The organism is Sphingomonas sp. TDK1, from assembly GCF_001650735.1.
Classification (GTDB): Bacteria; Pseudomonadota; Alphaproteobacteria; order Sphingomonadales; family Sphingomonadaceae; genus Sphingomonas.
Map to the genome: position 1 here is coordinate 44350 of NZ_LXVY01000011.1, position 11817 is coordinate 56166.

The window sequence follows — 11817 nt, forward strand, 5'->3', positions numbered from 1 at the left end:
CGGGATATGGCGGCGGAGAAGGGCAGTGCCTTTCTGCTCAAGGTGGGCAATGGCGCGACGCCGGTGGCCTATGCCACCGTGGCGGGGCTGCGGACGACGCAGCTGAGCGTGAACGGCGAAGCGGTGGTGGTCACCAGCAAGGATTCGGGCGGCTGGCGCGACCTGCTCTCCGGCGCGGGGGTGCGATCGGTAAGCGTGTCGGGTGCGGGCGTGTTCACCGGGTCGGCGGCGGAAGTGCGGGTCAAGGCCAATGCGCTGGCGGGCACGCTCGACGATTATCGGCTGAGCTTCGAGAGCGGCGACACGATGACCGGCAAGTTCCTGGTCACGCGGCTTGACTATGCCGGCGATTTCAACGGCGAGCGCAGCTACACGCTGAGCCTCGAAAGCTCCGGCCCGGTGGTGAGCGCATGAGCGGCGCGGCGAACCCGGTGCGCGGGGAAGCGAGCCTGCACCTGGGCGGCATCCCGCTGGTGCTGCGCCCGAGCTTCGAGGCGCTGGTGGCGGCGGAGGCCGAGCTTGGGCCGCTGTTCGCGCTGGTGGAGCGGGCGGCAGCCGGCCGGCTGGCGCTGGGCGAGATGGTCGCCCTGTTCTGGCATTGCCTGAAGGATCCGCCCGAGGCGCTGGCCCGCGAGCATTTCGCCGAGCGCATCGTCGAAGCCGGGCTGGCGGCGGTGACCCCGGCGCTCAAGGCGCTGATCGGCCAGATACTGGGCGGGCGGTGACCCGCTTCGCCGATGCCGCGCGGCGGCTGGCGGGGCTGGCGGGCCTCGCCTTTGGCTGGGGACCGGACCGGTTCTGGCGGGCGACGCCCGCCGAACTGGCGGCGCTGGTGCAGGCGGCGGGCGGCGCGGGCGGGGAGCCGCCGGCGCCGGACCTGATCGCACGATTGCAGGAGCAATTTCCCGATGGATGAGGAAATCGAACGGCTGGTGGTGTCGGTACGGGCCGATACCGCCAGCTTCGCGCGCGACGTGGATGCGATGCGCGGCACGCTGGAAGGGCCGCTGGAGGCCGGCGTGGACAAGGCCGGCAAGACGATCGAGGCGACGCTGCTGCGCGCGGCGCGCACCGGCAAGATCGGCTTCGACGATCTCGCCAGGGTGGCGCTGAAGGTGCTGGGCGAGATTGCCAGGGCGTCGGGCGGCGTCGGATTCCCGGCGGCAGGAAGCGGCGGCGGTGGCGGCATCGAGGGGATGGTGCTGTCGCTGCTCGGCGGATTGCTGGGGGCGCCGGGCCGGGCGACCGGCGGGCCGGTGAGCCCCGGACGCCCCTATTGGGTGGGCGAGCGCGGGCCGGAACTGTTCGTGCCGACCAGCGCGGGCCAGGTGGCGGCAGACGCGCGGGGTGCCGGTGGCGGGCGCGACATGCGCGTGTCGATCACCGTCAACGCCGCGGCCGACGCCGCGCCCAGGGCGCTGGCCCAATCGAGCCGGCAGGTCGCGCGGGCGGTACGCGCCGCGCTGGCGGGGCTCGACTGATGGGCTGGTGGCTTGCCGACCGGCGACGCGGCCAGACCGAGGGCGTGATCAGCCGGTTCGATCCCGCCTATTGGACCGTCAACTTCCCCCGGCCGATGATGGCCAGCGTCGTGACGACCGCGCCCGATGCGCTGCGCGTCGACCTGGTGTTCCAGCGCCGCGGCGACCTGGCCGGGCTGATCTGGGAAGCGGAGGACCGCTACGACCATCCGCTGCTCGCCTATGCGACGCAGCGCGATTTTCGCGACTGTCGGCTGCGGTTCCGCTGGCGCTCCTCGGGCGTGATCGCGCTGGACGCGGTGAACGGCCCGGTGCTGACGATCGAGGGGCGGGACGCGAACGGGGCGCCGCGATCCTGGTATGTGCGCCTGTGGAACTATGCCAAGGGCAGCCCCGCCGACGCGCAGGTGACGATCGATTTCGCCACGGTGCAGGGCGGCTTCCTGCTGCCGGGCGAGGCGGATCCGGTCTGGGCGGGCGATGTCGACCGGATGTTCGTCTCGCTCGTGCCGCCCGGCTATGTCGCGGACGATATGACCGCGCTGGCGGCGCCGGCGGACGCCTGGGTGGAGCTGCGCGACATCGCCTGCGACGGGCCGGGATCGGTGCTGGCGATCGGCGAGCCGGTGGTGCCCGAACATGGCCTGTCGATCGCGACCGGCTATGACGACGCCTATAACCAGACGCCGGCGCGGCTGCTGCGCACGATGCTCCATCTCGGCTATCGCGGCGACATTCTCCATTATGTGGGGATGAGCCATTATGTCCGGCTCGAACCGGCATCGGGCGGCTTCTACGCCAGCCTGGCCGGTGGCGCGCTCAACCGGGCCTGTGCGGCCTGGCATGCCGACTTCGCGCGCCGTGCGAAGGCGCTGGGCTATGGCGTGATCTGGTCGCTGAGCTACGAGCTGCTCGACCAGCATTGCTGGAGCGACTGGAAGCAGCGGGCGGCGGACGGCAGCGCGGCGCTGACCGGGTGGAGCCCGCCCTCGACCCTGCTCTCGCCGGCGCATGGCGGGGCGATGGCCTATCTGCGCGCGGTGGCGCTGGCCTTTGTCGGCATCGCGCAGGCGGCAGGGCTGGCGGTGCAGTTCCAGATCGGCGAGCCCTGGTGGTGGGTGCTGGCCGATGGGCGGATCTGCCTGCACGACGCGGCGGCCAAGGCGGCGCTGGGCAATCCCGCGCCGCAGAATCTGCGCGGCACGGTCGACACGGCGGTGCTGGATGCGGCGGGGGTGCTGCTCGCGGGCTCGACATGGGCGTTGCGCGACGCGGTGCGCGCGGCCGCGCCGGGCGCGAAGGTGCTGCTGCTCGCCTATCTGCCGACGGTGCTGGACCCGGCGATGCCCGAGGCGGCGCGCGCCAACCTGCCGCTCGGCTGGGCATCGCCCGCCTTCGATGTGCTCCAGCTCGAGGATTATGACTGGGCGGCGGCGGGCAATGCGGCGGCGTCCGAACGGGCGGTGGCGGCGGCGCAGGCGCGGCTCGGCTATCCGGCGGCGCGGCAGCACTATCTCGCCGGCTTCGTGCTGCGCGGCGAGGACAAGGCGCAGTGGCGCGCGATCGCCGAGGCGGCCGGCGCGGCGCGGCAGCGCGGGGTGGCGGCGACCTATCTCTGGGCGCTGCCCCAGGTGGCGCGCGACGGCTTCCTCCATTTCGACCAGGAGACGGACGTGACTCCCTTTGACGACGTGCTGTTCCCGATCGCGCTGGGGCGCGAGGCGGAGGTGGCGCCCGAGCTTTCCACCGCGATCGTCACCAGCGCCGGCGGGGCCGAGCGGCGCAATGCCGCCTGGGCGCAGGCGCGGACACATTATGATGTGGGGCCGGGCGTCCGCTCCGAGGCGGACATCGCGGCGCTGCTCGCCTTTTTCCGGGCGCGGATGGGCGCGGCGCGGGGCTTTCGCCTGCGCGACCCGTTCGACTTCGAGGCGAAGGAGGTGGCGATCGGCACCGGCGACGGGGCGACCGCCCGGTTCCAGCTGGTGAAATCCTATGGCGAAAGCGTGCGGCGGATCACGCGGCCGGTTGCGGGCACGCTGGCGGTGAAGGTCGGCGGGGCGGCGGTGACGGGCTTCACGCTGGGAGCGGGGGGCGTGGTGACGCTCGCCAGTGCGCCGGCAGCGGGGGCGAAGGTGACCGCCTCCTTCCTGTTCGACGTGCCGGTGCGCTTTGCCGAGGACCAGCTGCGGGTCAGCCGCGCGACGTTCCTGGCGGGTGCTGCGGCATCGGTGCCGCTGGTGGAGATACGCGAATGAGCTGGCTGGAGGGGGCGCTGACCAGCGTCACGCTGTGCTGGCGGATCGAGCGGCGCGACGGGGTGACGATCGGGCTGACCGCGCACGACCGGGACCTGATGCTGGACGGGCTGCTCTATCGCGCGGCGCCGGGCATGACGCCGAGCGCGGTGGAGCGCAGCGCGACGCTGGAGGCGGACAGCATGGACGTGCAGGGCGTGCTGGGCGGCGATGCGATCTCCGAGGGGGACCTGCTGGCGGGCCGGTGGGACGGCGCGCGGGTGGCGCTGTTCGCGACCGACTGGACCGCGCCGGGCGCGACGATCCCGCTCGGCGAGGGGACGATCGGTGCGATCGAGACGCGCGACGGGGCGATCACCGCCGAGCTGCGCGGGGCGGCGGCGGCGTTCGACGCGCCGGTGGCGGAGGCGACCTCGCCCGATTGCCGGGCGGCGCTGGGGGATGCGCGGTGCCGCGTGGCGATGGCGGGCCGGCGGCGGTTCGCGCGGGTGGCCGGGGTGGACGGCGCGGTGGTGACGCTGGACGGCGCCGAGCCGGCGGCCAATGCCTATGGCGCCGGGCGGCTGCGCTGGTTCGGCGGCGCGAACGGCGGCCTGGAGGACGCGATCCTCGCTTCCGACGGGGTGCGGGTGACGCTCGCACGGCCGCCGCGCTTTGCCGGGCAGGGCGCGCTGGTCGAGCTGGTCGAGGGGTGCGACGGCCGGTTCGAGACCTGTGTCGGCCGCTTCGCCAACGCCGCCAACTTCCGGGGCGAGCCCTATCTGCCGGGCAACGACCTGCTGACGCGGTATCCCGGCGCATGAGCGGGGACGCGGTGCTCGCGGCGGCGCGGGCGGCGATCGGCGCGCGGTTCCGGCTGCACGGGCGGGATGCGGCGGGCGGGCTCGACTGTGTTGGGCTGGCGGCGCTCGCTGTCGGCCGCCCGGCGGTCGATCGCTATGCGCTGCGCACCGACGATCTCGACTGGGCGGCGGCGGCGCTCCGCGCGGCCGGGCTGGTCGAGGTGACCGACGCCGCGCCGGGGGACGTGCTGCTGTGCCGGAGCGGGGCGGGGCAGCTGCATCTCGCGATCCGGAGCGAGGACGGGATCATCCATGCCGATGCGATGGCGCGGCGCGTGGTGGAGCGGCCGGGCCCGGTGCCCTGGCCGGTGCTGAGCTGCTGGCGAGCGGAGGGTGCATAATGGCGACGATCGTTCTGGGCGTGGCGGGGGCGGTGTTCGGCGGCCGCATGGGGGCGCAGATCGGCGGGCTGATCGGCGCGGCGATCGACGGCCAGCTATTCGCCAAGCCGGGCACGCGCGAGGGCGCCCGGCTGGCCGACCTGCGGGTGCAGAGCTCGAGCTATGGCAGCGCTATCCCCAAGCTGTTCGGCACGGTGCGGGTGGCGGGATGCGTGATCTGGGCGACCGACCTGACCGAACACCGCGCCACCGAGGGCGGCGGCAAGGGCCGGCCCTCGACCACCGCCTATAGCTATACGGCTTCCTTCGCGGTGGCCTTCTCGACCCGGCGGATCCACGGCATCGGCCGCATCTGGGCGGACGGACAGCTGCTGCGCGGCGCGGCGGGCGACTTCAAGGTCCGCACCGGCTTTCGGCTCTATACAGGCGGCGAGGATCAGCCGGTCGATCCGCTGATCGCCGCGCTGGAAGGGGCCGGCCGCGCGCCGGCGCATCGCGGCCTGGCCTATGCGGTGTTCGAGGACCTGGAGCTGGCGAGCTTCGGCAACCGCATCCCGCAGCTCACCTTCGAAGTGATCGCCGACCCCGAACCCGTCGCGGCGGGGACGATCGCGCGGACGATCGGCGGGGTCGCGGTCGAGGGGCTGGATCTGCCGCTCGCGGGCTTCTCGGCGCAGGAATCGGTGCGCACCACGCTGGATGCGCTCTGCGCGGCGAGCGGCGCGTGGCTGCGGGCGGGGGAGGACCGCTTCGCCATGGTCGCCGGGCTGGGCAATGCGGCGGCGGTGCCGGACGACGGTGCCGGAACCGAACCCGGAGCCGGCGCCGCACGGGGCGGGCGCAGCGCGCGCACGCTGGCAGCCGCGGACAGCGTGCCCCGCCGCCTGAGCATCGGCTATTATGATCCCGCGCGCGACTATCAGGCAGGGGTGCAGCAGGCGACCCGCCGCGCCGCCGGAACCCGCGAGACGCGAATCGACCTGCCCGCGGTGCTCGATGCCGGCGCCGCCAAGGCGATGGCCGCCGGTGCGCTCGCCCGCGCGGAACTGGCGCGCGAGCGCCGGACCCTGACGCTCGGCTGGGAAGCGCTGACGCTGGCGCCGGGCATGCGGATCACCATCGCGAACAGCCCCGGCCAGTGGCGCGTCGATCGCTGGACCTTCGAACAGATGGTGGTGAAGCTGGAATGCGTGCCGATCACCGCGGCCCCGATGGCGGCACCGGCGAGCCCCGGGCGATCCGTGGCGGCGCCCGATGCGCGGCAAGGGCGGACGGTGCTGGCGCCGTTCGAGCTGCCGCCGATCGACGAGGTGCCGGCGACGACACCCCGCATCGTGGTGGCGGCGGCGGGCACCGGCAGCGGCTGGCGCCGGGCCGCGCTGCTGGCCAGCGTGGATGGCGGTAGCTGGTCGGCAATCGGCGAAACCGCCTATCCCGCCGTGCTCGGCACGGTCCGCACGCCGCCGGGCGGCGGCCGGGCGGCGCTGATCGACCGGGCGAGCGTCGCGGAGGTCGATCTGGTGCAGGCGGACGGTGCGCTTGCCAATGCGACCATGGCGGCGCTCGACGCAGGCGCGAACCTGGCGATGCTGGGCGACGAGCTGGTGCAGTTCGGTCGCGCCGAGCCGCTGGGCGCGGGGCGCTGGCGGCTATCCGAGCTGTGGCGCGGCCGTCGCGGCACCGAGGCGGCAATCGGCGCCCAGCGGCCGGGCGACCGCTTCGTGCTGGTGGCCCGCGAATCGCTGAAGCCGATCGCGCCGGTGCCGGCGATCGGCGGGGCGGTGCGACTGCTGGCCCAGGGCGTGGAGGATCCTGCCGATACTGCCCCCGTGGAACTTGTGAGCAGCGGCATCTCCCTGCTGCCGCCGTCCCCGGTGCAGCTGACGATTCGTGTCCGATCGCAGGCGTTGCAGGTGCGCTGGGCCCGCCGCAGCAGGGTCGACTGGTCGTGGCGGGACGGAGTCGATGCCGCGCTAGGCGAGGAGACGGAGCGCTATCAGGTGGAGATTTTGCGGGACGGCAACCCGCAGTTGGTCGAGACGACCGCGCCGGAACTTACGATCCCGGCTACCGGCATAAACACATCGTTAACCATAAAGGTTCGGCAAATGGGCATGCACGGGCTCTCGCCGGCAGCGGAATGCACGGTTCGTATCAAGGAGGTGACGCTATGACTCTCTCGCCCACGCCGCGCCTTGCGCTGCCGCTTCTGGAGCCGGGCCAGGCGCAGAAGGAGATGTTCCACAACGAAGCGCTGGCGCTGCTGGATATTGCCAGCCAGGCGAGCGCCGCTGCAGTGCAAAACACGCCCCCGACCACGCCGCAGCCTGGCCAATGCTGGGTTGTCGGTGCGGCCCCGGAGGGCGCCTGGGTGGGACACGCCGCCGCGCTGGCGGGTTGGACGGATGGAGGATGGCGGTTTCTCGAACCCAATGAAGGGATGACCGTCTGGATTGCCGCCGACATGGCTTTTGCGGTGCACCATCAGGGGCAATGGTACCAAGGGCGTACCTTTGGAAGACTTTTTATCGAGGGACGTCAAACAGTTGGCCCAAGAGCTCCAAATATCGTGGAACCTGCAGGCGGCGCGACGGTTGACGCGGAGGCGAGAAGGGCGATTACCGCGGTCTTGCAAACGTTGCGCCGTCACGGACTGATCGAGAGCGATTAACTGTGACGTTTGTGCAACATACCGCGGTTTTGTGCGCTTGCGCCGAAACTTTGGTTTGAGTAGTGAGTTTGGGCTGTCCGTTAGGACGACCATGAAAGGGGATTATGATGCGGAAGCTTGCCGTCACTTTGGCGCTCGCCACGACCGCGCTGAGCACGCCCGCCCTCGCCCGCGATAACTCGTGGTACGTGGGTGTTGAAGGCGGCGCGATGCTGGTCGAGGACATTCACTTCGACGTTGGCGCCAACAAGGATGCTGTGACGCAGAACAACCATGTCGGTTACGACGTTGGTGGTGAAGTCGGTTACGATTTCGGTCCGTTCCGCGCGGAAGCCGAAGTCAGCTATCGTCGCTCGCGCGTCGACAGCGCACGTACCGCCCTGCTGCTTCCGAGCGGCCCGGGCCTCGTTGCCCCCGCGGGCAGCTATGAACAGGCCAGCGGCAGCACCTCGGCGCTGTCGTTCATGGTCAACGGCCTGCTCGACTTCGGCGACGACAACGGCCTGCAGGGCTTCGTCGGCGGCGGTGCGGGTGTCGCCCGCGTGAAGAATCGTCTGCGCGTCGGCGCGAACGACACCGTCAACGACTCGGACACCGTGTTCGCTTGGCAGGCGCTCGCCGGCGTCCGCGCGCCGATCAACAAGAATGTCGACGTGTCGCTGAAGTATCGCTTCTTCAACGCGCCCGACGTCAAGTTGGTCGACATCGGTGGCAACCAGTGGAAGGGCCGTTACCGCTCGCACAGCCTGCTGGTGGGTCTGACCTACAACTTCGGTGCGCCGGAAGAGCCTGCAGCTCCGCCGCCGCCGCCGCCGCCGCCGCCGGTTGCTGAGCCGGCTCCGCCGCCTCCGCCGCCCCCGGCTCCGGAAGCAAAGGTCTGCACGCCTGGGCCGTACATCGTGTTCTTCGACTGGAACAAGTCGGACATCACGCCGGAAGCAGCGAGCATCCTGGACAATGCGATCAGCAACTACGCCGATTGCAGCAACACCAAGGTTGTCATCGCCGGCTACACCGACCGTTCGGGTTCGGCGAGCTACAACGTTGGCCTGTCGCAGCGTCGCGCCGACACCGTCCGCAGCTACATGGGTGGCAAGGGTATTCCCGACGCCGCTATGACGGCCCAGGGCTTCGGTGAAAGCAACCCGCGCGTTCCGACCGCCGACGGCGTTCGCGAACTCCAGAACCGTCGCGTGGAAATCACCTACGGTCCGGGTTCGGGCATGTAATTGCCGCCTTCCCGCAAGGGATGGAAGCAAAGAGGGGAGATCGGGCAACCGGTCTCCCTTTCTTTTTGTGCGCTGCGCCCGCGCGGGGAGCGGAAACGGCCGTTGCTTGGCAACGCAGTGGGGCAGGGCGAGGGGATCATTTCACCTCGCGTCCTCCCGGCGGGAGCCGGGATCCATTTGCTTCTCGGTATCGGCACGTGCGGCGACGGAGCCCCCAACGGCTCCCGGTTTCCGCCGCGATGATAGCGTGGTGGTGGGCGGTCGAGCGCAGCGCCGCCGTCAGTCTTCCGGCGAGAGCGCCGCCGCGAGCCATTCCGGCACCAGCGCGTCGCCGAGCGCTTCGACGCGGCGCAGTTCGACCATCTTGCCCAGCTCGGGATAGGTGGCGCGGGTGCGGTCGCCCGGTTCGCCGAGCGGCGCGACGACCAGCCGGCGGTTGACCTTGGCGCGGTAGTGCATCCGAGCGGTATTCTCCTGGCCGACATAGCAGCCCTTGGTGTAGCTGACGCCGTGCAGCTCCTGGGCATTGCATTCGAGCCACAGCGTCTTGTCGCTGCCGAGTTCGTCCATGCCTTCGGTGATCCCCAGCGCCAGGCGATGCGTCCGCCAGGCGAGCGCGGCGCTATCCCCCGTGGCATCGCCGAGCCAGCGATAGCCGAGCGCCGCCAGCCGCGGATCGGCAACCGCACCGGGCTGCGTCGAAGGCGACCAATGGACGCCGCCCTCAATCGGCTCGATCGCGATCGCACGGCGCAAGCGGTACAGGGTCAGCCGGCGGGCAAGGGCATCCCGCGCGGTCGCCTCGCAGTCGATCAGGATCGCGTCGCCATCGGCCCAGAGGAGAAAGTCGAACAGCGCCTTGCCCTGGGGGGTGAGCAGCCCGGCCCATTGCGGCGTCTCCGGCGTGACGCTTGCCAAGTCCTGCGTGAGCAGCCCCTGGAGGAAGCCGCGAACATCGTCGCCGGTGAGGCGCAGCAGCGCGCGATCGTCTAGCCAGGTGCTGGTATCGTCCATGCCGAACAGGTAGGACGCGGCGAACGCTCACGAAAGAGGCAAAGCCATGGCGAATGTCGAACTCAAGCTGCGCGGCGGACGCGTGCATCTCCCCAGCGGACCCGCCGAGGTGGATGTCGGCGTCTCCGGCGGCAAGATCGTCGCGATCGGCGATGTCGGCGATGCGGGCGAGACGATCGACTGCGCCGGGCTCGACGTGCTGCCCGGCGTAATCGACAGCCAGGTGCATTTCCGTGAGCCGGGGCTCGAATATAAGGAAGACCTGGAGAGCGGCAGCCGCTCGGCGGTGCTGGGTGGGGTGACCGCGGTGTTCGAGATGCCGAACACCAAGCCCAATACCGACAGTGCCGACGCGGTGGCCGACAAGCTCGCCCGCGCCCATCACCGCATGTGGTGCGACCACGCCTTCTATGTCGGCGCGACCAACCACAATGCCGAGCATCTGGCCGAGCTGGAGCGGCTGCCGGGCACGGCGGGCGTGAAGATCTTCATGGGCGCCTCGACCGGCGACCTGCTGGTGTCGGATGACGCCAATCTCGCGCGGGTGCTCGCCTCCGGGCATCGCCGCGTGGCGATCCATGCCGAGGACGAGTTCCGCATGCAGGAACGGCTCGGCGCGCGGGTCCCCGGCGATCCTTCCTCGCATCCGGTGTGGCGCGACGACGAGAGCGCGATCCTCGCCACGCGCCGCATCCTGCGGCTGGCGCGCGAAGCCCGGCGGCGGATCCACGTCCTCCACGTCACCACCCCGGCCGAGCTGGAACTGCTCGGCCAGAACAAGGACATCGCGACCTGCGAAGTCACGCCCCAGCACCTGACGCTGGCGGGCGAGGAAGCCTATCCCGCGATCGGCACCTATGCCCAGATGAACCCGCCGATCCGCTCGGGCGCGCATCGCGACGGCCTGTGGCACTGGCTGCGCCAGGGCGTGCCCGACGTGCTCGGCTCGGACCATGCGCCGCACACGCTGGAGGAGAAGGCCAAGCCCTATCCCGACAGCCCCAGCGGCATGCCCGGCGTGCAGACGCTGCTGCCGCTGATGCTCAACCATGTCGCGGAGGGCCGGTTGACGCTGCAGCGGCTGATCGACCTGACCAGCGCGGGGCCGCAGCGCATCTTCGGACTGGTCGGCAAGGGCCGTATCGTGCCGGGTTATGATGCCGACTTCACCGTGGTGGACCTCAAGGCCCGCTGGACGGTGGACGCGGCATGGCTGGCGTCGCGCTGCGGCTGGTCGCCGTTCACCGGCATGGAACTCACCGGCCGCCCGGTCGGCACGATCATCCGCGGCAACCGGGTGATGTGGGAAGGCCAGCTGGCCGATCAGGCGATCGGTGAGCCGGTGAAGTTCGAGGCGGTCGAATTCGGCTGAGGGCGGGGGCGGGGCTGCCGGTGCGGCCCCGCCCTGCACCCGATCAGAAGGGCAGCCAGCGCTGCTTTTCGCTGAACTTCATATAGCCGGCGTTGACGCCCAGCCGCCAGCCGACGCCCAGCCGTACCGGGATCAGCACGATGTCGCCGCGGCGGAGATACGAGGCCGAGAAGCCGCCCACGAGATAGGCATGGCCCTCGCCCTGCGGGAAGCGCTTGTAGAGATCCTGGGTGTCGTAGAGGTTGTAGACCAGCACGAACACCTTATTCGCATCGCCGCCCAGATCGAAGCCGATCGACGGGCCGGTCCAATATACCGGCCGCTGTCCTTCCACCTTGTGGAACATCTCGCCCTTGCCATAGCGTAGGCCCACGCCGATCGCGCCCGACGCCTCGCTGCCGGCGATATAGGCGTTGGGCTTGCCCTGATCCTTCAGAATATCCTCGAGCAGCTTGGCAAGGCCCGAGGCACCCTTGCCGAACGTACCCTCTGCCGCGGCGAGCAGGTCGTCCTTCTCGAACGTGTCGGTCGCCGCCTGGCGCGCCGTCGTCGCCGACGGATCGACCGCGGCGGGGGTGGCGGGGGCAGGCTGTGCCGGGGGCGGCGGGG

At 71.0% G+C, this 11817-nt stretch carries 13 protein-coding genes; 11 read left to right on the forward strand and 2 right to left on the reverse strand.

The genetic code is table 11. From position 1 onward, the window contains the following. Nucleotides 1–6 precede the first annotated feature (6 nt). The 10 genes from A7X12_RS09535 to A7X12_RS09580 all read left to right on the forward strand — a co-directional run bounded on the left by A7X12_RS09535 (nt 7) and on the right by A7X12_RS09580 (nt 8822). A complete protein-coding gene (locus A7X12_RS09535) occupies nt 7–414 on the forward strand; it encodes a phage major tail protein, TP901-1 family (RefSeq protein WP_064311411.1) in 408 nt (135 codons plus the stop codon). Then, the gene (locus A7X12_RS09540) at nt 411–725 is read left to right on the forward strand and encodes a gene transfer agent family protein (protein ID WP_064311412.1); all 315 of its coding nucleotides are present in this window, start codon (nt 411–413) and stop codon (nt 723–725) included. The genes A7X12_RS09535 and A7X12_RS09540 overlap by 4 nt, the downstream gene beginning before the upstream one ends. After that, nucleotides 722–916 (forward strand): phage tail assembly chaperone, encoded by a 195-nt coding sequence (locus A7X12_RS09545; protein ID WP_064311413.1) that lies wholly within the window; start codon nt 722–724, stop codon nt 914–916. Before A7X12_RS09540 ends, A7X12_RS09545 begins: the two co-directional genes overlap by 4 nt. Next, nucleotides 909–1481 carry a hypothetical protein gene (locus A7X12_RS09550; RefSeq protein ID WP_064311414.1) on the forward strand — a complete coding sequence of 191 codons (573 nt, stop codon included), beginning with the start codon at nt 909–911 and terminating at the stop codon, nt 1479–1481. Before A7X12_RS09545 ends, A7X12_RS09550 begins: the two co-directional genes overlap by 8 nt. After that, nucleotides 1481–3739, forward strand: coding sequence for a DUF2460 domain-containing protein (locus tag A7X12_RS09555; protein WP_064311415.1), 2259 nt, complete (start codon nt 1481–1483; stop codon nt 3737–3739). The genes A7X12_RS09550 and A7X12_RS09555 overlap by 1 nt, the downstream gene beginning before the upstream one ends. Next, nucleotides 3736–4542, forward strand: a complete 807-nt coding sequence (locus A7X12_RS09560) for a DUF2163 domain-containing protein (protein ID WP_064311416.1) — start codon at nt 3736–3738, stop codon at nt 4540–4542. The genes A7X12_RS09555 and A7X12_RS09560 overlap by 4 nt, the downstream gene beginning before the upstream one ends. Beyond that, complete coding sequence (locus tag A7X12_RS09565) at nt 4539–4922, forward strand: hypothetical protein (protein WP_064311417.1); 384 nt, start codon at nt 4539–4541, stop codon at nt 4920–4922. The genes A7X12_RS09560 and A7X12_RS09565 overlap by 4 nt, the downstream gene beginning before the upstream one ends. Further along, the gene (locus A7X12_RS09570) at nt 4922–7096 is read left to right on the forward strand and encodes a phage tail protein (protein WP_064311418.1); all 2175 of its coding nucleotides are present in this window, start codon (nt 4922–4924) and stop codon (nt 7094–7096) included. The genes A7X12_RS09565 and A7X12_RS09570 overlap by 1 nt, the downstream gene beginning before the upstream one ends. Beyond that, nucleotides 7093–7593, forward strand: coding sequence for a DUF2793 domain-containing protein (locus tag A7X12_RS09575; RefSeq protein ID WP_064311419.1), 501 nt, complete (start codon nt 7093–7095; stop codon nt 7591–7593). Before A7X12_RS09570 ends, A7X12_RS09575 begins: the two co-directional genes overlap by 4 nt. Nucleotides 7594–7700: 107 nt before the next feature. Beyond that, on the forward strand, nt 7701–8822 hold the full coding sequence (locus A7X12_RS09580; RefSeq protein WP_064311426.1) for an OmpA family protein: 1122 nt from the start codon (nt 7701–7703) through the stop codon (nt 8820–8822). 279 nt (nt 8823–9101) lie between these two features. Here A7X12_RS09580 and ygfZ read toward each other — a convergent pair whose 3' ends face one another. Further along, the gene (gene ygfZ, locus A7X12_RS09585; protein WP_064311420.1) at nt 9102–9836 is read right to left on the reverse strand and encodes a CAF17-like 4Fe-4S cluster assembly/insertion protein YgfZ; all 735 of its coding nucleotides are present in this window, start codon (nt 9834–9836) and stop codon (nt 9102–9104) included. A gap of 46 nt (nt 9837–9882) precedes the next feature. On the opposite strand from ygfZ, the gene A7X12_RS09590 reads away from it, so the two are divergent. Continuing rightward, a complete protein-coding gene (locus tag A7X12_RS09590; RefSeq protein WP_064311421.1) occupies nt 9883–11208 on the forward strand; it encodes a dihydroorotase in 1326 nt (441 codons plus the stop codon). A gap of 43 nt (nt 11209–11251) precedes the next feature. Here the strand turns inward: A7X12_RS09590 and A7X12_RS09595 are convergent. Next, nucleotides 11252–11817, reverse strand: a 566-nt coding sequence (locus A7X12_RS09595; RefSeq protein ID WP_084445290.1) for a DUF1134 domain-containing protein, incomplete at its 5' end; no start/stop codon positions are given.

Bases quoted from the DNA above. Each gene is read 5' to 3' on its own strand.
- A7X12_RS09535 (WP_064311411.1), top strand. From the start codon at position 7: ATGGCGGCGGAGAAGGGCAGTGCCTTTCTGCTCAAGGTGGGCAATGGC.
- A7X12_RS09540 (WP_064311412.1), top strand. From the start codon at position 411: ATGAGCGGCGCGGCGAACCCGGTGCGCGGGGAAGCGAGCCTGCACCTG.
- A7X12_RS09550 (WP_064311414.1), top strand. From the start codon at position 909: ATGGATGAGGAAATCGAACGGCTGGTGGTGTCGGTACGGGCCGATACC.
- A7X12_RS09555 (WP_064311415.1), top strand. From the start codon at position 1,481: ATGGGCTGGTGGCTTGCCGACCGGCGACGCGGCCAGACCGAGGGCGTG.
- A7X12_RS09560 (WP_064311416.1), top strand. From the start codon at position 3,736: ATGAGCTGGCTGGAGGGGGCGCTGACCAGCGTCACGCTGTGCTGGCGG.
- A7X12_RS09565 (WP_064311417.1), top strand. From the start codon at position 4,539: ATGAGCGGGGACGCGGTGCTCGCGGCGGCGCGGGCGGCGATCGGCGCG.
- A7X12_RS09570 (WP_064311418.1), top strand. From the start codon at position 4,922: ATGGCGACGATCGTTCTGGGCGTGGCGGGGGCGGTGTTCGGCGGCCGC.
- A7X12_RS09575 (WP_064311419.1), top strand. From the start codon at position 7,093: ATGACTCTCTCGCCCACGCCGCGCCTTGCGCTGCCGCTTCTGGAGCCG.
- A7X12_RS09580 (WP_064311426.1), top strand. From the start codon at position 7,701: ATGCGGAAGCTTGCCGTCACTTTGGCGCTCGCCACGACCGCGCTGAGC.
- ygfZ (WP_064311420.1), bottom strand. From the start codon at position 9,836: ATGGACGATACCAGCACCTGGCTAGACGATCGCGCGCTGCTGCGCCTC.
- A7X12_RS09590 (WP_064311421.1), top strand. From the start codon at position 9,883: ATGGCGAATGTCGAACTCAAGCTGCGCGGCGGACGCGTGCATCTCCCC.